This window comes from Sorangium sp. So ce119 (genome assembly GCF_051524405.1).
Taxonomy (GTDB): Bacteria; Myxococcota_A; Polyangia; order Polyangiales; family Polyangiaceae; genus Sorangium; species Sorangium cellulosum_G.
In genome coordinates, this window is the sequence record NZ_CP150310.1 from 6,122,567 (window position 1) to 6,140,576 (window position 18,010).

General features: G+C 69.7%; 18 protein-coding genes. 8 read left to right on the forward strand and 10 right to left on the reverse strand.

Going from position 1 to position 18,010, the window contains the following annotated elements; genetic code table 11:
- Positions 1 to 4: 4 nt before the first annotated feature.
- A complete protein-coding gene (locus WME76_RS23130; protein ID WP_437954460.1) occupies positions 5 to 631 on the reverse strand; it encodes a hypothetical protein in 627 nt (208 codons plus the stop codon).
- 108 nt (positions 632 to 739) lie between these two features.
- Between WME76_RS23130 and WME76_RS23135 the strand changes: the two genes are divergently transcribed.
- Positions 740 to 1,717, forward strand: a complete 978-nt coding sequence (locus WME76_RS23135; RefSeq protein WP_437954461.1) for a DUF4423 domain-containing protein — start codon at positions 740 to 742, stop codon at positions 1,715 to 1,717.
- Positions 1,718 to 1,803: 86 nt separating this feature from the next.
- Here WME76_RS23135 and WME76_RS23140 read toward each other — a convergent pair whose 3' ends face one another.
- The gene (locus tag WME76_RS23140) at positions 1,804 to 2,424 is read right to left on the reverse strand and encodes a glutathione S-transferase family protein (protein ID WP_437954462.1); all 621 of its coding nucleotides are present in this window, start codon (positions 2,422 to 2,424) and stop codon (positions 1,804 to 1,806) included.
- Between the two features lie 161 nt (positions 2,425 to 2,585).
- On the reverse strand, positions 2,586 to 3,488 hold the full coding sequence (locus WME76_RS23145) for a LysR family transcriptional regulator (RefSeq protein WP_437954463.1): 903 nt from the start codon (positions 3,486 to 3,488) through the stop codon (positions 2,586 to 2,588).
- A 114-nt stretch (positions 3,489 to 3,602) separates the two neighbouring features.
- Between WME76_RS23145 and WME76_RS23150 the strand changes: the two genes are divergently transcribed.
- Together WME76_RS23150 and WME76_RS23155 are read left to right on the forward strand one after the other, a co-directional pair.
- A complete protein-coding gene (locus tag WME76_RS23150; protein ID WP_437954464.1) occupies positions 3,603 to 4,457 on the forward strand; it encodes an inositol monophosphatase family protein in 855 nt (284 codons plus the stop codon).
- 29 nt (positions 4,458 to 4,486) lie between these two features.
- Positions 4,487 to 5,125, forward strand: a complete 639-nt coding sequence (locus tag WME76_RS23155; RefSeq protein WP_437962147.1) for an NADPH-dependent F420 reductase — start codon at positions 4,487 to 4,489, stop codon at positions 5,123 to 5,125.
- A gap of 31 nt (positions 5,126 to 5,156) precedes the next feature.
- Here the strand turns inward: WME76_RS23155 and WME76_RS23160 are convergent, their stop codons facing one another.
- The 4 genes from WME76_RS23160 to WME76_RS23175 are packed head-to-tail and all read right to left on the reverse strand — an operon-like array spanning position 5,157 to position 9,181.
- The gene (locus WME76_RS23160) at positions 5,157 to 6,053 is read right to left on the reverse strand and encodes a diiron oxygenase (RefSeq protein ID WP_437954465.1); all 897 of its coding nucleotides are present in this window, start codon (positions 6,051 to 6,053) and stop codon (positions 5,157 to 5,159) included.
- A gap of 5 nt (positions 6,054 to 6,058) precedes the next feature.
- On the reverse strand, positions 6,059 to 6,976 hold the full coding sequence (locus WME76_RS23165; protein WP_437954466.1) for a TauD/TfdA family dioxygenase: 918 nt from the start codon (positions 6,974 to 6,976) through the stop codon (positions 6,059 to 6,061).
- Positions 6,964 to 8,538, reverse strand: coding sequence for an AMP-binding protein (locus tag WME76_RS23170; protein ID WP_437954467.1), 1,575 nt, complete (start codon positions 8,536 to 8,538; stop codon positions 6,964 to 6,966). The genes WME76_RS23165 and WME76_RS23170 overlap by 13 nt, the downstream gene beginning before the upstream one ends.
- Entirely contained in the window at positions 8,525 to 9,181 is a 657-nt protein-coding gene (locus WME76_RS23175; RefSeq protein WP_437954468.1) for a thermostable hemolysin, read from the reverse strand. Before WME76_RS23175 ends, WME76_RS23170 begins: the two co-directional genes overlap by 14 nt.
- Positions 9,182 to 9,785: 604 nt before the next feature.
- Here WME76_RS23175 and WME76_RS23180 point away from each other — a divergent pair.
- Complete coding sequence (locus WME76_RS23180) at positions 9,786 to 10,469, forward strand: O-methyltransferase (RefSeq protein ID WP_437954469.1); 684 nt, start codon at positions 9,786 to 9,788, stop codon at positions 10,467 to 10,469.
- 53 nt (positions 10,470 to 10,522) lie between these two features.
- Here WME76_RS23180 and WME76_RS23185 read toward each other — a convergent pair whose 3' ends face one another.
- The gene (locus WME76_RS23185) at positions 10,523 to 11,548 is read right to left on the reverse strand and encodes an S-adenosylmethionine:tRNA ribosyltransferase-isomerase (RefSeq protein WP_437962148.1); all 1,026 of its coding nucleotides are present in this window, start codon (positions 11,546 to 11,548) and stop codon (positions 10,523 to 10,525) included.
- A 457-nt stretch (positions 11,549 to 12,005) separates the two neighbouring features.
- Between WME76_RS23185 and WME76_RS23190 the strand changes: the two genes are divergently transcribed.
- From WME76_RS23190 to WME76_RS23200, 3 genes are all read left to right on the forward strand, one after another.
- Positions 12,006 to 13,160, forward strand: a complete 1,155-nt coding sequence (locus WME76_RS23190; RefSeq protein ID WP_437954470.1) for a trypsin-like serine peptidase — start codon at positions 12,006 to 12,008, stop codon at positions 13,158 to 13,160.
- A gap of 122 nt (positions 13,161 to 13,282) precedes the next feature.
- Positions 13,283 to 14,179 (forward strand): hypothetical protein, encoded by an 897-nt coding sequence (locus tag WME76_RS23195; RefSeq protein WP_437954471.1) that lies wholly within the window; start codon positions 13,283 to 13,285, stop codon positions 14,177 to 14,179.
- A 205-nt stretch (positions 14,180 to 14,384) separates the two neighbouring features.
- The gene (locus WME76_RS23200; protein WP_437954472.1) at positions 14,385 to 15,281 is read left to right on the forward strand and encodes a hypothetical protein; all 897 of its coding nucleotides are present in this window, start codon (positions 14,385 to 14,387) and stop codon (positions 15,279 to 15,281) included.
- A gap of 54 nt (positions 15,282 to 15,335) precedes the next feature.
- Here WME76_RS23200 and WME76_RS23205 read toward each other — a convergent pair whose 3' ends face one another.
- Positions 15,336 to 16,148, reverse strand: a complete 813-nt coding sequence (locus WME76_RS23205; protein ID WP_437954473.1) for an SDR family NAD(P)-dependent oxidoreductase — start codon at positions 16,146 to 16,148, stop codon at positions 15,336 to 15,338.
- A 90-nt stretch (positions 16,149 to 16,238) separates the two neighbouring features.
- On the opposite strand from WME76_RS23205, the gene WME76_RS23210 reads away from it, so the two are divergent.
- Positions 16,239 to 16,799 carry a helix-turn-helix domain-containing protein gene (locus WME76_RS23210; protein WP_437954474.1) on the forward strand — a complete coding sequence of 187 codons (561 nt, stop codon included), beginning with the start codon at positions 16,239 to 16,241 and terminating at the stop codon, positions 16,797 to 16,799.
- An 89-nt stretch (positions 16,800 to 16,888) separates the two neighbouring features.
- Here WME76_RS23210 and WME76_RS23215 read toward each other — a convergent pair whose 3' ends face one another.
- Positions 16,889 to 17,974: a hypothetical protein gene (locus WME76_RS23215; RefSeq protein WP_437954475.1), complete on the reverse strand. Its 1,086-nt coding sequence runs from the start codon at positions 17,972 to 17,974 to the stop codon at positions 16,889 to 16,891.
- Between the last annotated feature and the right edge of the window lie 36 nt (positions 17,975 to 18,010).

The following is an 18,010-nucleotide window of genomic DNA, read 5'->3' on the forward strand; positions in this document are numbered from 1 at the left end:
GGCCTCAAAAGGAGCCGACTTCGCCGAGCAGCGTCCCGTTCTCTGTCAGGTACACATGGCCATGAGGGGTCGACTCGCCCGCCTCCCAGCGCGATTCGACGGAGAGCTCGAAGGCGCCGCCGCACCCCGCGCAGCCATCCCCCGACCCACCGCCGGCGTACACGTCCGGGAACGGGTTCTCGTCGAAGGAGAAGAACAGGCGAAGGTGCGCGGCGCCCTCCTCGCCCCGATGGAGCGCGCCCCGCTGCTCGTGATCGAGGACGCCGTCGGCGCTCGACAGGCGGCCGAGCACGAGGACCTGCAGGTACTCGTCGGCACACGCGCTGCGGCGGTCGACATGGGCCACCACCGGCGAGCTCTCTGTGTCGGCGGCGAGGGACCAGCTCACGGCGCTCTTCGTTCCGTTGGCCCACGCCACGTCGAAGCTCCCTGACCCGCCTGTCGCGTCGATGGCCTCCTGGCCGCTCACGCCGAGGGGCGTCGGGTCGGTGAGGCCATACGCCACGAACTGGCCCGCCACCTCCGGGAAGGAATCGCAGGGATCGGCGGCGATCTCCCCCGTCTGCCCCCCGGCGCTCGTGCACCCCATGAGCAGCCCCACCACGAGCCAGCAAGCAAGTCGTACGTTCATCGAAGCCTCCTTCGCCATCCACTTGCCGCAGCGCAGGAGCCAGCGCAAGCGCCGTGTAGCGCAGATACGCATTATCTATCGCGCCGATATGCTATCATCGATGCATATATGAGATACAAGAGGGCGCATTACGATGAAATCGCGAAGGATTTCTGCCGTGTTCTCCGCGGCCGGCGCTCGCAGCGGCAGCTGAGCGTCCGGCTCGGGTACGGCACGAACGTCGCCTTCGGGTGGGAGTCCGGGCGGCGCTTTCCCACGCTCCCGACCCTGCTGCGCGTCGCGGCGTACAACGGCGTCGACGTCCATCGCGCGCTCTCGGATTTCGTGCGCCAGGAGTCGGCCTTCGGCGCGGGTGTCGCCGTCTCGGACCCGGCCCTCACGGCCGCCCTCTTTCAGGTCGTCAAGGGGGGCCTGAGCAACGCCGAGATCGGCGCCCGCATCGGGCGCAGCGCGTCCCAGGTGTCGCGCTTCATGGCGGGCACATCCCAGCCCCGGCTCCCCGACGTGCTGGCCATCGTCGACGCGACAACCGACCGGCTCCTCGACTTCCTCGCCCTCTTCGTCCACCCGGGCGAGCTGCCCTCGGTGGCGCGCGACTTCCGCGTGCTCGAGGAGCGCCGCCGGATAGCGACGGAGCTCCCCTGGTCTCACGCCGTCCTGCGCGTCCTCGAGCTCGCGACCTACGCGGCCCTCCCCTGCCACGACGACGCCTGGGTCGCCGCGCGCCTCGGGCTCCCGGAGGACGAGGTGCGCGCGTGCCTGGAAGCCCTGTCGCGGGCGGCCCTGGTCCGATGGCGCGGCGGCCGGTACGCCGCCACGGCCGAGACGGTCGACATGACCCGAGGCGCCGCCGAGCCGCGACAACGATTGAAATCGCACTGGCTCGACGTCGCCGCGCGCCGGCAGGGTCGCGGCGATCCGGGCCTGTATTCCTACAACCTGGTCAGCGTCGCGCGCCGTGACCTCGAGCGGCTGCGCGCCTTGCACGTGCGGTATTTCCACGAGCTCCGTCAGATCGTGTCGGACTCGCGCGAGCCCGATTGCGTCGCGCTCGTGGCGATGCAGCTCTTCGAGCTCGGCGCGTGAACCCCGGGCCGATGAGGTGCTCGCTGGAGCTCAGGGCGGCGACCCGAGCCGGGTCGCCCTGTCGACAGGCCGGGGTGATCGCGCTCTCAGGGCTTGATCTTCGCCTGGAACGCTCGCGTGACGGCCGGCCTCGCCTTGATCGCCTGCTCCCAGCGCGCGAGGTTCGGATACGGCTCCAGGCTCACCCCCATGCGCGCGGCCATGGAGATCCAGGGAAAGGTCGCGATGTCCGCGACCGAGTACGCGTCGGCGAGGTGCTCGGACCCGGCGAGGCGGCCGTCGAGCACCTTGTAGATGCGCTCCTGCTCCTTCTGATAGCGCTCGATGGCGTAGGGGATCTTCTCGGGCGCGGCATTGCGGAAATGCCCGAGTTGACCGAGCATCGGGCCCACCCCGCCCATCTGGAACATCAGCCACTCGATGACGCGCGACCGGCCCGGCTCGCTCGCGGGCAGCAGCTTGCCCGTCTTCTCGGCGAGGTAGATGAGGATCGCCCCCGACTCGAAGACGGTGACCGGCCCGTTCGGGTGGTCGTGGTCCACCAGCGCGGGGATCTTCCCGTTCGGGTTGATGCGCAGGTAATCCGGCTGGTGCTGCGCGCCAGACCCGATGTCGATGGGCTTGATCGCATAGGCGAGCTCGAGCTCCTCGAGGAGAATGATGGGCTTGTAGCCGTTCGGCGTGGTCCACGTGTACAGGTCGATCATCTGGCGCTCCCTCGCCCCCGCGCCGCGCGCCGGCTCTCCCGGCACCCGTCCGGGTAGCTGCGGCGCATGGTCCCCGGGCGCCCCGCGGAGATCAAGCGAAGGGTGCGGGGATCGCGCGGTGACGGCGAAGTCCGGCGAGGGATCGAGCGACGAGACGTGCTTTACCGAGGATCGATGTCCTGAACGATCTCGCGCGTGCGCCCGCGCAGCCACGCGTGCGCCTTGTGGTTCTCGTAGCGCCGGTGCCAGAGCTGGACGATCCGGAGCTCCGGCACGTCGACCGGCAGCGGCAGGGCGCCGAGGCCGAGCGCCCGCAGGGCCGGACCGCAGACCCGCGCCGGCAGGGCGACGACGAGATCGCTCTCGCGAACGAAATGCATGGCAGCCGCGGTCGTGGGCGCCGCCGCGACGACGCGCCGCCGCAGCCCGAGCGCATCGAGCGCGTCGTCGATGGGATCGCGCAGCCGACCGCGGCGCGACACGAGGACGTGGTGCGCCTCGGCGTAGCGCCTGGCGGTGAGCCGGCCCCGCGCGAGCGGGTGGTCCCGGCGGAGGGCGACGACGAGGCGATCCTGGCCGACCAGCTCCCCGCAGATCTCCGGGAAGGCGGGCTCCGCGGAGCCGATCTCGAGATCCACGCGTCCGTGACGCAGGTCATCGTCGTCTCCAGCCGACTCGGCCAGGAGCCGGAGCTTCACGAGGGGCGCCTGCTCCTGCGCCGCGCGCAAGAGCCGCGCGCCGAGCGCCGTCATGAGCGCGTCATGGCAGCGGACGGTGAACGTCCGCTCGAGCTTCGCCAGGTCGAGCTCCCGCTCGGGCGTGAACACCGCTTGCGCCCGCTGGACGAGGGCCTGCACCTCCTGCCGCAAGGCCAGCGCGCGCGGCGTGAGCGTCATCGTCCGGCCGGTGCGCACGAGGATCGGATCCCCCGTGGCGTCGCGGATGCGGCCCAGCGTCCGGCTCATCGCGGGCTGGGAGAGGTGCAAGCGGGCCGCGGCAGCGCTCACGCTCCGCTCCTCGATCAGCGCGTCCAGGGCCGTCAACAGGTTAAGATCCACATGCATGGCGGTAATCCTTCGCATACCAACTATGCATTGGACGACATGCCATGTCGAGGGTTTACTCACGCCGAGCGATGGCCCGCGAGGACGCGTGAGCCGCTCGCCTCAGGAGGAATCATGTCGACACGCATCGAGCCGATGACCGACCGCGCAGCGCGGCGGGACAAGAGCGCTGCCCGCGCCGAGGACGAGTCCCTGCTGCCCCTCGTCGTCGCGGCGCTCACCGCGGCGGGCGAGCGGCTCGTCGGTCGCTTCTCGACAGAGCCGCGCCTCGAGAGCCGAGAGGAGGTCTTCGCCGCGCTCGCCGCGAGTGATGCGGTCTCCCTCGAAGCGATCCGTGAGCCGCTCTCGCGCGCTCGCCCGGGTGCCGGGTGGGTCGAGGACGAGCTCGGGTGCGGGCCCCTGCCGCCAGGGGAATGGTGGGTCACCGACACCGTCGAGGGGAACATCAACCACGTTCACGGGATGACGGACTGGTGCGTCACCGCGACCCTCGTCCGCGACGACGAGCCGGTCCTGACCGCGGTGCACCTGCCCCTGAGCGGCGACACGTACACCGCCCGGAAGGGCGCCGGCGCCTACCTCGGGAACAGGAGACTTCGGGCGTCGGCGAAGACGAGGCTCGACGCTGCGTTCGTCGGGACCAGCCAGGCGAGGCCCGACGAGGACAGGGAGACGCACCGGCGGATCGGCCAGTCCGTCACCGCGATGCTCGGAAGCGCGCTCGTCCTGCGCGTGTCGGTCCCGGCCACCCTCCAGCTCATCCAGGTCGCGGCCGGCCGCATGGACGTCTTCTGGCAATACAGCCAGATCCGCTCCGGGCTCGTCGCGGGCGCGCTGCTCGTCGCCGAGGCCGGGGGCGCGGTCACGGACACACGAGGGGACCGCTGGACCCTGTCCAGCGAGGACTTCCTGGCTGCGGCGCCGCAGCTCCACGCGGGCGCCATCGACGTCCTGTCCACCGTTCGCTGAAGAGAGGGAATCGAACCATGGATCGCATCCTGGACAACATCGGAATCCTCGGCTCCGGCCGGGTCGCCACCGTCCTGGCCAGCAAGCTCGCGGGCGCCGGCCACGCCATCACGATCGGCACCAGGGACCCCGCGCGCGCCGCCGCGAGAGGGTCGGGGGCGCAGGTCGAGCTCAGGGGCCACGCGGAGGCCGCGCGCCGGGCCGCGATCGTCATCAACGCCACCGCCGGAGACACGAGCGTCGAGCGGCTCGGCGCCCTCCGCGATGAGCTGAAGGGGAAGATCCTGATCGACGTCTCCAACGCGACGGTGCGCGGCCAGGACGGCCTGCCCAGCGGCCTGCTCTACCCGAACGGCAGCGTCGCCGAGCGCCTTCAGGAGGCGCTGCCGGAGACGGCCGTGGTCAAGACGCTGAACACCATGCTGTTCACCGTCATGGCCGATCCGACGAGCCTGCGCGTCGCCCCGACCGCGTTCCTCTCCGGCAACGACGAGAACGCGAAGGCGGTCGTCAGGAGGCTGCTCGGCGATCTGGGGTGGCCGGCGGACTGGATCGAGGATCTCGGAGACATCACGACGGCGCGCGGCCCCGAGGCGGTCGCCTTGCTCATACCGTCCGTCTTGCGAAAGCGCGGGCTCGCGCCGTTCGCCTTCGCGCTCGCCCGGTGAACGGTCGTCTGCCGGAGACGCGGCCCCCGCTTCAACCGTGGATCGTCTCCGCGCCGCAGAACTCCCTCACCAGGCGGCGATCCGCGTCGCTCATGCCCTCATCCACCTTGCGGGCGATCTCGCCGTCGAGCATGAGGCCGCGGAACGATCGCGCGAGCTTGAGCTGCGTCTCGTGCGCGACGTTCCGCGCCGTGTAGTCGAGGCCGAACGTCGCCCTGGCGTGGCCCTCGAAGCGCCTCGCCAGCTCGCCGTTGAGCGCCTCGGTGCGCCCGAGGATCTCGCGCATCCGGCGCCGCTCCTGCCGGCTCAGGGCCGGGATCACGTGGTCGAACAGGAAGTGATCGAACTGGACGTGGCGCGCCTCGTCGAGGCCGTGGGCGTGCAGGACCTGGGTGAAGAAGAACGCCCGCTCCGGGTCGAGCGCCCCGAGGCGGCGCTCGAACACGGTGATGATCGACTCGCCGATGTACGCGGAGCAGCAGAGCGCCGAGAGCTTCACGTACGGCGAGTCGTCGCCGTGGTACAGGGCCACCCGCTCGCTGAAGCGGTTGTCGGGACACTTGAAGTCGCGCCCCGACAGCAGCCGGACGTAGCGGTAGAACATGTTGGCGTGCTGGAGCTCCTCCGCGGCGAAGCAGGACAGCGCGTGGTGAAGCTCGAACCCCTCGCCGAGGGGCGTCGCGTCCGACTGGACCTCCGCCATGACGTAGGTCATCACCGCCGAGACGTGGCGCTCGATCTCGGCGAGCTGCGCGAGCTCCTTGGCCAGGTAGGCGATCGCCCCCGCGCCGTGCCCCGGCGCGCCGAACGCCACGCCCGAGATGAAGTCGAGCTCCTCCGGGCGGATCTGCTCGGGCCAGGTGAGGCCGCTCGGGTGCATCGTCCGCAGGTGCGCGTGACGGTTGATGTCGTGCAGCTCGGAGCGCATGTCGGTCACCCCTCCCCTTCAGGTTCACGCCCGATGAAGCTCAGGGCGTTGTAGATGGTGCGGCGCGGATCGAGGATCGCGCGGCGACCGTGCATCACCCGGGTGTTGTCGACCAGCAGCACGTCGCCGTCCTGCCAGGCGATGTCCACGGTCACCGCCTCCGTCACCCGGACCACCTCGCCGAGGAGCGACGGCGGGATCGCCTCGCGATCGGCGAACGTGATCCTCGGCTTCTCGTAGTTGTAGGACGGGCCCAGGATGCTGTTGGCGAAGGCGATGCGGTCGGAGAACAGCGTCTCCCGGGCGGCCGGCACCTGGAACTCGTAGTAGATCGCCCCGTCGCCGCAGGGCCGGATCACCGTGCCGCGCCGGCCCTCGGCGAGCGAGAGCAGGTCGTCGAGGGTGATGTCCTCGATCGCCTTCTTTCCTTGCAGCGAGTGGTAGACGAAGCTCTTCCACTTCGCGGCCTCGACGTGGCGGCTGTACACGATGTCCCTGTCGAGGAACGCCCGCTGCGCCGCCGGCGTGAGCGCGTCCCACACCCTGTAGCCGTCGCACACCGTCGTCTCCGAGCCGACCGGGGCCGCCTTCTCGCAGAAGAACCAGCAGAGGTGCGGCATGAACGGGCTGTTGCCGTTCTCGCAGTGGAGCCCGACGGCATCGAGGCCGGCGTCGACCTTCTGCGCCACCCCGCCGTGGAGCGACCGGGCCGGGTCGAGCGTGATCCGCTCGCTCATGCGCCGCACGAGCCGCGAGAACTCGCGCAGGCTGGCGTCGAAGCCGCGCAGCAGGAGGAAGCCGGCGTCCGCCAGCATCTCCATGGCGATGGACCTGTCGAGGACGTCGAGCGGCGCGCCCGGCTCCGCGGTGATGAGCGCGCCGTCGCCGTGCGCATAGCTGGTCTTCGTCGTCACGCAGGACATGAGATCTCCTCGGGGCCGAGCTCCAGCGTCATGCGCTTCCAGAGCTCGGCGCGGATGGGGCGGCCGGTGATGGTGAAATAATGTCGGTAAAGCTCAGGGGTGCTCTTCAGGACGACGATCTCGGCGGCCCGCTCCACCTCGGAGAGGTGGCGGCGGCCGAAGTCGTCGATCGCGGCCCGGGCCGCGTCGGGATCGACGCGATCCTCCACGATGAAGAGGCCGTGTATCTTCTCGAGGCGGTCGCCGAAGATGACCGCCTCTTCCACGAAATCGAGCGACTTGTACCGCGACTCGACCCAAGCGGGTGAGACGTTCCTCCCGCTGGCCGTGATGATCAGGTTCTTCTTCCGGCCGGTGATGCGGACGAAGCCGTCGCCGTCGATCTCGGCGATATCCCCGGTGTGCAGCCAGCCCTCCGGGTCGACGACGCAGCTCGACGGGTCGGCCGAGGTGTAGCCGGCGAACAGGGAGGAGCTTTTGATCAAGAGCTCGCCGTCTGCCCCGAGCTTGACCTCCACGTGGTCGAGCGGCCTCCCCACCGTGCCGATCCTGGCGTGCCCGGGGATGTTCCACGTCGCGACGGAGGAGTTCTCGCTGAGCCCGTAGCCCTCGTAGACGGGGACTCCGCGCCCGGCGAGACGGGAGAGCACGTCCGGCGCGATCGGGGCGCCGCCGCAGCCGATGAACGCGGGGTCGTCGCGGCCGAAGAGCTGTTGGAACAGGGCCTCGCCGCGCCGGTCGGTCGCCTGACAGGAGCGGTCGATCGCCTCCACCATGGCCGGCGGGAGCGTCATGGCCGAGGGGCGCGCGATCCGGAGGTAGGGCAAGATCGCCTTCGCGGTCGTCCCCGGGGTCCCGAGGAGCAGCGACGGCGGCGAGAGGAGCACCAGCGTGCCGCCGTCGCTCAGCGTCATGTAGATGCCCGTGACCTGCTCGATGAGCAGGCTCAGGGGCACCATCGACAGATACCGCGCGTACGTGCCCGGCCGCACCTCGCGGCGCAGCGCCTCGACGAGATCGTTCACGCCGAAAGCCCGGATCTTCACGCCCTTCGGCGCGCTGGTGGTGCCCGACGTATGGATGATCTTGCAGACGAAGTCCTGACGCTGACGGGGCGTGAGATCCCTCGGCCCGCCGCGCCGGCTCAGCGCGTCGACGTCCACGGGGACGCACCGCGGGGTCGGGACGCCGGCCTCGGCCCACGCGCGCAGCCTGGCCTGACCAGGCCCGTCGACCAGGCAAAGATCGACGTGCTCCAGCAGGTTCCTGGCCTGCGCCGCCGAGAACGCGAGCGGGATCGGCACCTCGACGGACCCGCTGAGCAAGAGCGCCAGATCGGCCGCGACCCACTCGGGCGAATTGGCCATGACCAGCCCGACCCGCAGGCCGCCGCCGGCCGCGCCCTGCTGGTCGATCAGCAGGGCTCGCAGCGCGGAGACCGCGTCGAGCATCTCGCGCCATCGGTGGCTGCGCCGCGCGCCGGGCGCGGCGTCCAGCACCTCGACCATGACGGCATCCGGCCGCGCTTCGCCCACGGCGACGATGTCGTCAATGAGCCTCATTGTAGCGCTCCGCCCTCCTGTGCTCTTGCAGCCGGAGGTCGAGGGCCGCGAACCTGTAGCGGCCCGTGTTGCGCGAGAACATCTCCGCGATCGCCTCGAGCCTGATGAAGCCGATCTGCGGCCTCTGCTCGTAATAGCTGCCCCACCTCTCCTGCGCGCCGGCGCCGAGCCGGTCGACGTCCGCGACCCGGATGGGCTGGAAGTTGAGGCCCACGGCGTCGAAGATGAGCTTCAGGTTCGCTGTGATCGTGCAGAGGATGTACCTCTTGCCAAGACACCAGGCGAGGATCGGCACGACGCGGATGAGCTCTGTCCCGGCGCGGTGCTCGACGGACGCGAGCGAGCCGACCTCCACGATCGCGTCGCGGCTCACCGGCCGCCGCTCCACCGTGGAGAGGACCTGCTCGATCGGTTCGTCGATGTACTGCTCCGAAAAAAGACGGGCGTCCGAGCTGAAGGTGATCCCGGCGCAGGCGACCACCTTCGACGCGCCGGCGTCGAGGCCGTGATCCGTGGCGCAGACGATGAAGCAATCCGGGTTGGGCTGCACCTCGGCGCCGAAGGAGCGACGGTACTTCTGGCGAACCAGGTCGACGGCCTGGCAGAAGGCGTCGCTCGGCTCGAACGAGACGTTGATCTGCATGCAGAACCTCCTTTCGATCGCGATCGACCTACGTGGTCAAGCGCTCGCCGCGGCCGAGTGCAACGCACGGTCCATCTGGCCATCGTCCGTCTCCATCCGCGCTTTCGCCCCGGCGCCGGCGCGCGCCTCTCGCTCGCGTGACCCGGGCGTCGGGCGAGTCCAACAGCGCCTCTCCGACCGACGCTTGCGCGAGTGCGCAACGCGGGTGAGCAAGGCCCGGGCGGCGAGCCCGCTGACGAGGTGGCCCGGCTGGACGCCACATCGGCCGGCGGAGCCCAGGTGTCGTGCCGGCGCGATCCGGCCGGGTTCTCGGCTGCCGCATCGCGCATTTCCGCTCAGCAGGTCATCGACGCCGGCGCCATGACGGCGGAAGTCCCGCAGGGCTCGACCGCAGCGCTGCCCGAGCTCGCTCCGCTCGACGCCGAGCGGGCGCTGGCGCTTCGCGACCCGGGCACGGGCGTTGCTCAGACGACGTGCGACGGCGACGTACCGCGAGACGATGGCCTCATGAAGCGAGAGCCATCGTGGCCAGAGCGTCCTCGGACGCGGGCCGGCCCTCGCTTCTCGTCGACAACACCCGAAGCACGCACGACAGGAGAACTCCATGGATTCATTGAGCACCCCCGAAGTTTCCAGCGTCCTCGCCCGCATCTACCGCGAGGCGGACAGCACCGATCCGGCCGTCTTCGACCACATCATCGCCGAGATCGAGAGGACCGGTGGGCCGAAGAGCGCCCAGTACTGGGCGAAGGAGCTCGACAAAGCGTACATGCCGGTCGCGCCGGAGGTCGGTCGCCTCCTGTACATCCTGACGAGGACACGCCGGCCGCGGCTCGTCGTCGAGTTCGGCACCTCGTTCGGCATCTCGGCCATTCACCTCGCCTCCGCGCTCCGCGACAACGGCGCGGGGCGGCTGATCGCCACCGAGCTCAACCCGATCAAGGCCGCCAGGGCCCGCGAGAACCTGCGCTCCACGGGCCTCGCCGATCGGGTCGATCTCCGCGAGGGCGACGCGCTTCAGACGCTGACCCAGGGGTTCGAGGGGGGGATCGACATGGTCCTGCTCGACGGATGGAAGGAGATCTATCTCTCCGTGCTCCAGCTCCTCGAGCCGCACTTGAACCCTGGAGCGCTCGTCATCGCGGACGACACGACGGTGTACCCGGAGTCCGTGACGCCTTATCTCGAGTACGTCCGGAAGGAGGGCAACGGCTATCTCTCCGTCGCCGTGCCGCTCGACGACGGGCTGGAGCTCTCGTTCTGCACGAGCGCCCGGCGCGTCCAGTAGGGCAAGGTCTGCTGATCGCGCGCGCCTCGGCCGTCGGCGCCGACCGCGATGGCTCAGCTCAGGATGAGGTACGAGTCGCCGAACTCGTGGCAGAGGTAACCTGCCTGCTCGGCGTGGGCGTGAGCGCGGTGGAGCAGCGAGGCGGGCGCGAACGCCTCGAGGAGCCGGAAATGGCTCTCCGTCGGGTCGTGCACGCCGGTGAGCAGCCCATCGACGATCCTCGGCCGGAAGCCGTGGTGAAGGACGAGATCGGTGACGCCCGGGCCGGCCCGGAGCTCGCCCCCGTGCTGGGCAGCGCAGCCCTCGAGGGCGCGCGTCACCGTCGTCCCCACCGCGACGACCCGGCGCCCGCTCGCCCTGGCCTCGCGCACAGCGGCCACCGTCTCCTCGGGGATCTCGAAGCGCTCCGGAAGCGGGAGCAGGGCGTCGAGCGCCTCGTCGCCCGTCGACGAGATCCCGGCCGCGTGGGTGACCCACGCGATCTGGACGCCGCGGCGGATCAGCTCGAGCAGGAGGCCCCACACGAGCGGCCGCCCGGCCGAGGGGAGCTCGGCGCAGAGCGGCCGGCTCGCATACCGCGTCTGCGCGTGCCAGAGCTCGATCGGGCCCTCGAGGTACGCATACTGGATCGGGCGGCCCCGCCGGTAGAGCGCCGACCAGAGCGCGGCCCCCCGCTCGCGAAAGGCGATCTCGATGAGGCGCGCCGAGGCCGCGGAGGCGCGCTCGACGACGGCCGAGAGGTCGTCGCCGAACGTCACGGCGTCGCCCGGGCCGAGCGCGGGCGGCGCCGGGCGATCCTCGGTGCGCGTGCGCCAGTCGCCGGCGCCGAACAGGAGGGCTGAATAGCGCCCCTCGGACAGCTCGCCGATGAGCCGCACTTCCACTTCCTCGCCGCGCTCGGTCGCGCCGTGCAGCGACGCCGGCAGCGTGGCGCCGTCGTTGACGACCAGGAGATCGCCCGGCTCGAGGAGCGCGGGCAGGTCCGCGATGCGCGCGTCGCGCAGGCGCCCGAGGCGCGGGTCCACGTGGAGGAGCCGCTCCTCCAGGGGGCTCTCGCGAGGCCAGGCCGCGGGGCTCATGGCGCGGGGCGACGGCGGCAGGGAGCTTGCTTCGGCCTGGATGAGCGCGTTGCTTCCGGTCGGTTCGTTGTTCATCGTGGGTTCCTCCTCGACCACAGGCTAATCCGCGCTGGACCAGACGTTGGAGATGTCTCCAATGTGTTGGAGACGCGCCAATCTCCGGGCATGGACCGCGACGCGGAGCTCGCGGGCGCCTGCGCCTCGCCGCACGCGCTGATTGCCAGCGTGCCAGCGTGCCAGCGTGCCAGCGTGCCAGCGTGCCAGCGTGCCAGCGTGCCAGCTTCCTTCCTGGGCGGCAGGCCTCTCCTGCACGACAAAAATGCCATGGTGCGCGCTCGGAGCGCCTGGTCCGAGGTTTGCCATCAGCGCGCGCACCGCGGTGATTCATTCACCGTGGACAGGAAGGCGGAGAATGATGCGTGCCACACGTCTGCTCGCTGTGATCACACCGGCTGCGATGCTCCTCGTCGGATGCAGCACGGGAGAAGTCAGGGAGATCGAGGGCCATCGAGAGTTCAAGATCCTCGGAACGGAGGAGATCCCGAAGGAGTTCATCAACGGTAAAGGGCAACGCTTCGTGCTCAGCGGGCCAGCAAAGTCCGTCCCGGACCCCGTCGGGGGTCCGGAGCCGGTCTCGCCCGTCAACGGCTCCGGCGCCCGCGACACGCGTTCCGAGGATCAGATGACGCGCGAGGAGCTCGCGCACGCGCTCCGCCCGGTGATGCTGTACAAGGACCACGAGTACACCCTCGACGGGCCTGCCTACGAGCTCGCCGATGCGATCATCGCTTCGCGAGGAAAGGAGCTGAAGACGAAGGGCAGCGAGGGCCGTGCCCGCGTCACGAACGAGGTCGACACCAAGCCCGGGCTCACCCAGCCGCAGGGGATCATCGGATCCGATACGCGTGAGCTGAAGCGGGACAACACGGTGTTCCCGAGCAACACCCGTGTGCTCATCACGAACCCGTCGCTGACGTTCGGGTGCACCGGACAGATGATCGGCCCGACGACCATCCTCACCGCGGCGAGCTGCCTTCATAATGGCAGCGGCTGGTTGCCGACGCGATCCTGGAGCCCGGGCGTGGACAGCCAGGACACGAACCCGTTCCCGTATCAGGGTGGCTCTCTCTACCCGGATCCCGCTGGCGACACGCCGACCTTCGGTTGCTACACGCCCATCGTCCCGAGCGAATGGAAGAACGGCCAGATCTCCGTCAGTTATGACTTCGCGATCATGGAGCTCGGCTCCATGTACCCGGGGAACTGCGGCCTCGCGCCGGGCAACGATACCGGGTGGCTCGGCCTGTGGGTCCCGAGCGAGTCTGCCCTCGAGGCCGGGTCGGGCTACATCTACGGCTATCCCGCCGACAAGGCGAACTGGCCGCAGATCTGGGGCTCCCATGGCCCGCTCACCGACGAGGGCGCTGAGATCCGGCACGAGATCGACACGTCATCCACGCAGAAGGGCGCAGCCATCTACATGTTCGACAGCGCAGACGATCGCTTTGTCGTGGGGATCCATCGCGGCAGTGTGGTCGGGGCTGGCGAGAACCATGGCCGCAGGATGACCAGCGGCCTGCACACCTGGATCCTGAACAACTCGGCGCTGTAGCGCTGCCGGCCGTCGTCGCGGGCCACCTTCGGCCGCGGCGACGGGCGCGCCGCCGGATGAGTGGACATGACATCAAGAGACGAGGGCACGCCCAGGGGATCTAAGTCACAAGAGGGTATCCGATGAACACCAATCCTGTCATGACCGCATGGTTGATTCGTTGCCTCACCTGCGTCAATTCGGCGCTGCTCGCGGGTGGGCTGTCTCTCGGCTGCGTCGCCGATCTGGAGTTCGACACGGAAGAGGAGCTGGGCGAGTCCGCGGAGAGACTGACCGGCTGGACTTACCACAGCAAGGGGACCACGGCGGACCCGACCCCCGTCGACATGGGGTCGATGAACGACCGCACCTGCGTCCTCAGCGGCGTCGCGGGGAATCTCAGCCAGGGTAGCTGGGATGGGCTCGGCGAGCCGGCGAGGGCCGAGATACGCGAAACCAACGATCAACATTTGCATCTCAAGGGGCATGGGGGTGCACACGAGGGCAGCGCGGGGGAGACGGTCTGGCACAACAACCCTGTCCTTGCGGCTGCGACATGCTTTTTTACCACGCTGAACCGGTGGTACGACATCTTGCCTGGCACCGAAACCGGGATTCTCGCCATTGGGGACTCCAATGGCCGACGGCGATGCTTCCTCGCTTCGTTGCACGGCATCGATGGAGCGTGGAGCCATCCGGACGACCATGCGCGCGTGTTCCCCAGTGGGGGCAATTGGTGGTTCGGGAGCGAACACCACACCTCTACGCCACGCGCTACCTTCGAGACGGTCTGCGTGGACTTCCCGGAGGGGACAGTGTTTACCACGGGCTCGGCGTCCGCCCTCCCTGGGCAGACGAAGACCAAGGTCATCACCTCGGGGACGGGCATCAAGGGGTGCGGTCTCACCCACGTCACCGGCGCCTTCAACAACGATAGCTGGACCGACGGCGTGATCATCAACCCACCCTCCGCGATCAACGGAGACTGGACGATCACCGTCTCGAACGGCAAGGCTGCCATGTATACATGCGCGAAGTGAGCTCCAGCGCCCGGGAGCGCGTACGGTAGGCGTCGACCTTCCCGCGTCCGCCGTCGGCATGGGGTGACCCGACGCAGAATTTCAGACGGCTGCTGCTACCGAGGTTCGCGTTCCGGCCGCGACGACGGGGCGCCGCCAGACGCGTGGTCATGGCTTCAAGAGACGAGACAATGCCCCGGAGATCGAACTCACGAAAGGCTATTCAATGAACACCAATTCTGTCATGACCGCATGGATGTTTCGCTGCCTCACCTGCGTCAATTCGGTGCTGCTCGCGGGTGGGCTGTCTCTCGGCTGCGCCGCCGACCTGGAGATCGATACGGAAGAGGAGCTGGGCGAGTCCGCGGAGAGACTGACCGGCTGGACTTACCACAGCAAGGGGACCACGACGGACCCAACCCCCCTCGACATGGGATCGATGAACGACCGCACCTGCGTCCTCAGCGGTGTCGCGGGGAATCTCAGCCAGGGTAGCCGGGATGGGGTCGGCGAGCGGGCGACGGCCGAGGTACGCCCGACCATCGATCAACGTTTGCATCTCAAGGGGCATGGGGGTGCACACGAGGGCAGCGCGGGGGAGAAGATCTGGTACAACAACCCTGTCCTTGCGACTGCGACATGCTTTTTTACCACGGATAAACGCGAGTACAACAACTCGGCTGCCGACGGCACCAACCTTCTCGCCGTGGGGCATTCCAACGGCCGACGGCGATGCTTCCTCGCTGCGTTGCACGGCATTGATGGAGCGTGGAACCATCCGGACGACCATGCGCGCGTGTTCCCGGACGATTTTGGCTGGTGGGTTGAGAGCGCACACCACACCTCTACGCCAAACGCGTTCGTCGATACGGTATGCATGGATTTCCCGGAGGGGACAGTGTTTACCACGGGCTCGGCGTCTGCCCTCCCTGGGCAGACGAAGACCAAGGTCATCACCTCGGGTACGGGCATCAAGGGGTGCGGTCTCACCCACGTCACCGGCGCCTTCAACAACGATAGCTGGACCGACGGCGTGATCATCAACCCACCCTCCGCGATCAACGGAGACTGGACGATCACCGTCTCGAACGGCAAGGCTGCCATGTATACATGCGCGAAGTGAGCCCCGGCGCCCGGTCGCGCGCGCGGTAGAGGCCGACCTCTCCGCGTCCGGGGCTCATGGCGTCTCCGGGAGGCTCGCAGCCTCGAGGCGAGCGCCGCTCGGCACCTCGCCCGCGCGGACGACCAGGCCGACGATCCGGCGGGCGACGTCCGCGGGGTTGGCCAGCGTGCGCGGGTCGGCGTCGGGGATGGCCTCCGCGTGCATCCTCGTGTCCATCTCGCCGGGATCCACCGCATAGAACGAGACGCCCGTGCCCTCGAGCTCCGCGGCCCAGGTGCGCGAGAGGTGGTCGAGCGCCGCCTTGGAGACGCCGTAAGCGCCCCACCGCGGATAGGCGTTCACGGCGGCGTCCGAGCTGATGTGGACGACGACCCCGCGCCGCCGGAGCGCCATCGCCCCGGCGATCACCTTGGTGAGGCGGAAGGGGCCGACCACGTTGACCTCGAGCACGCGGCCGAGGTCCTCGCACTCGGTGTCGAGCAGGATCGGCAGCGGCGTCTTGCCCAGCGTGCTCGCGTTGTGGATGAGCAGGTCGACGGGCCCGACCAGGGCCGCCGCCGCGCCCGCGATCGCATAGGTCTGCCCCTTGTCGCCGACGTCCGCCGCGAGCGCGTGCGCGACCCCGCCGTGCGCGGTGATCTCGTCCGCCACGGCCTCGAGAGGCGCGCGCTCGCGCGCGACCAGCACCACCTTCGCGCCCCGCCGGGCGAGCTCCCGCGCCAGCGCGGCGCCGAGCCCGCGGCTCGCCCCGGTCACCAGCGCGGCGCGCGGCGCGAACGGCCCGGCCCCGGCGGCGCGGGGGAGCGACGGCTGGGAGCTTGCCTCGGGCTGGATGAGCGCCTCGCTTCCGGTCGATTCGTTGTTCATCGTGGAATCCTCCTCGACCACAGGCTAATCCACGCCGGCTCACCTGTTGGAGGCAGCTCCAATTCCTTGGATACATGCTAATGTCCGGGCATGGACCAGGACGCGGAGCTCGCGGGCAGGCTCGCGAAGAACATCAAGCAGCTACGGGAGGCCCGTGGGCTGACGCAGCAGCAGCTCGCCAAGCTCGCCGGCGTGCCGCGGGCGACCTGGGCGCACCTCGAGTCCGGCGCGGCGAACCCGACGCTCGGCGTCCTGCACCGCGCCGCCGCCGCGCTCCAGGTCTCGATCGAGGAGATGCTCTCTGCCCCCCGCGCGACATGCCAGCTCTACGCGCGCGACGCGCTGCCCACGCGCTCGCCCGGGCAGGCGCTCGTCCGCAAGCTCCTGCCGGACCCGATCCCGGGCATGGAGATGGATCGCATCGAGATCCCGCCGGGCGGGCGGATGACGGGCGTCCCGCACACCCCGGGGACGCGCGAGTACCTGACGTGCGAGTCGGGGGAGATGCTGCTCGTGGTGAGCGGCGAGCGGTTCACGCTCGGCTCGGGCGACGTCGCGGTGTTCCGCGGCGATCAGCGCCACTCGTACAACAACCCCGGCAAGCAGCCGGCGGTCGGCTACTCGGTCGTCGTCCTGGCGCGGGTGCTCTGAGGGATGATGGGCGCGCTCCCGCCGCGGCGCCGGCGGAGCGCGCGCAGTCCTTCACGTTCAGCGTCGCGGCTCAACGCTTCCGTCGCGGCTCAGCGCTTCCTTCGCCCGGCGAGCGCCGCGCACGCGAGCAGGGCCAGCGCCGCGATCCCGGGGGTCCCCGCGCCGGCCGATCCGCCGGCAACGCGGAAGCTACACCCGCTCTCCGCCGTCTCGCCGTCTACGTCGCTCCCGCCCGTGCCGTCACCACCGCTGCCGCCCGCGCCCGTGCTCGCGTCGCCACCGCCTGCGCCAGTGCCCGTGCCGCTGCCCGCCCCCATCCCGGAATCGCACGTCCCCCCGGGATAGATGTCCCCCTCGGTCCACGCCGGCTCGGGCGGCGCACCGAGGCCCGGTTGCGCCGTCTTCGGGTCCTTCCGGTAATAACAAGGCTTGCAGGCGTGCACGGGCTCGCCCGTCGCGTTCCCGGCCGTGTCCGTCACCGTGGCCCGGAAGCAGAACGCCTCCGGGGCAGCGGCGCCGTCGAGCACGTCGGCTGTCCGGCTCAGGGCCACGGTCACCGGCGTGGCGTTCATGAACCTGCTCTGCGACATCACGGGATCGGTGAACGTGTCGTCCCGGAACGCCTCGATCGTGGTGATCACGGGGGCCTCGCCGCTCCCGGCCGTCTCGCCCTCGACCGTGACCCACCAGGAGAGATCGCTGTCCACCTGGCAGTCCCCGCCGCTCGACTTGAAATCGGCGTGATCGTGAACATCGAACGACAGCGCGCTCGGCCCCGCGGGAGCGTCCGCGTCCGCGGCGCCGGCGGTGAGCTCGATCCGGGTCTGCCCGCACGGCTCCGCCGCACCGCAGAAGTCGCCCTCGATCACGATCGCCTGCCCCTCGCCGGGCGGCGGATCGATCCGCGCGACGAGGCTGTACCCGAGAGACGGCAGATCCGTCACCGCCACGAGGCTCGCCGGATCGCCGTCGACGGTCACCGACACCGCGTCCAGCGAGATCGAGAACCCGTCGAAGAAGATCGCGGCGTTCCCCGGGAGCGACCCGCCGCTCTCCGGCAATGTGCCCGTCAGTCCCGGCAGCGGAGGGCTGCACGCAGCAGCGCTCGATTCCATCGCTGCGGTGCAGAGCAGCGCCGCGATGATCCCGGAAGTCCATGAAAGATAATTCGTCATGGACATGAGCCTATCAAGGTCGCGCGCGGATCACAA

Excerpts from the sequence above, each read along its gene's own strand:
- WME76_RS23180 (WP_437954469.1), top strand. The coding sequence starts at position 9,786 with ATGGATTCATTGAGCACCCCCGAAGTTTCCAGCGTCCTCGCCCGCATC.
- WME76_RS23185 (WP_437962148.1), bottom strand. The coding sequence starts at position 11,548 with ATGAGCCCCGCGGCCTGGCCTCGCGAGAGCCCCCTGGAGGAGCGGCTC.
- WME76_RS23165 (WP_437954466.1), bottom strand. The coding sequence starts at position 6,976 with ATGTCCTGCGTGACGACGAAGACCAGCTATGCGCACGGCGACGGCGCG.
- WME76_RS23205 (WP_437954473.1), bottom strand. The coding sequence starts at position 16,148 with ATGAACAACGAATCGACCGGAAGCGAGGCGCTCATCCAGCCCGAGGCA.
- WME76_RS23170 (WP_437954467.1), bottom strand. The coding sequence starts at position 8,538 with ATGAGGCTCATTGACGACATCGTCGCCGTGGGCGAAGCGCGGCCGGAT.
- WME76_RS23130 (WP_437954460.1), bottom strand. The coding sequence starts at position 631 with ATGAACGTACGACTTGCTTGCTGGCTCGTGGTGGGGCTGCTCATGGGG.
- WME76_RS23145 (WP_437954463.1), bottom strand. The coding sequence starts at position 3,488 with ATGCATGTGGATCTTAACCTGTTGACGGCCCTGGACGCGCTGATCGAG.
- WME76_RS23150 (WP_437954464.1), top strand. The coding sequence starts at position 3,603 with ATGTCGACACGCATCGAGCCGATGACCGACCGCGCAGCGCGGCGGGAC.
- WME76_RS23190 (WP_437954470.1), top strand. The coding sequence starts at position 12,006 with ATGCTCCTCGTCGGATGCAGCACGGGAGAAGTCAGGGAGATCGAGGGC.
- WME76_RS23175 (WP_437954468.1), bottom strand. The coding sequence starts at position 9,181 with ATGCAGATCAACGTCTCGTTCGAGCCGAGCGACGCCTTCTGCCAGGCC.
- WME76_RS23200 (WP_437954472.1), top strand. The coding sequence starts at position 14,385 with ATGAACACCAATTCTGTCATGACCGCATGGATGTTTCGCTGCCTCACC.
- WME76_RS23135 (WP_437954461.1), top strand. The coding sequence starts at position 740 with ATGAGATACAAGAGGGCGCATTACGATGAAATCGCGAAGGATTTCTGC.
- WME76_RS23215 (WP_437954475.1), bottom strand. The coding sequence starts at position 17,974 with ATGACGAATTATCTTTCATGGACTTCCGGGATCATCGCGGCGCTGCTC.
- WME76_RS23140 (WP_437954462.1), bottom strand. The coding sequence starts at position 2,424 with ATGATCGACCTGTACACGTGGACCACGCCGAACGGCTACAAGCCCATC.
- WME76_RS23210 (WP_437954474.1), top strand. The coding sequence starts at position 16,239 with ATGGACCAGGACGCGGAGCTCGCGGGCAGGCTCGCGAAGAACATCAAG.
- WME76_RS23195 (WP_437954471.1), top strand. The coding sequence starts at position 13,283 with ATGAACACCAATCCTGTCATGACCGCATGGTTGATTCGTTGCCTCACC.
- WME76_RS23160 (WP_437954465.1), bottom strand. The coding sequence starts at position 6,053 with ATGCGCTCCGAGCTGCACGACATCAACCGTCACGCGCACCTGCGGACG.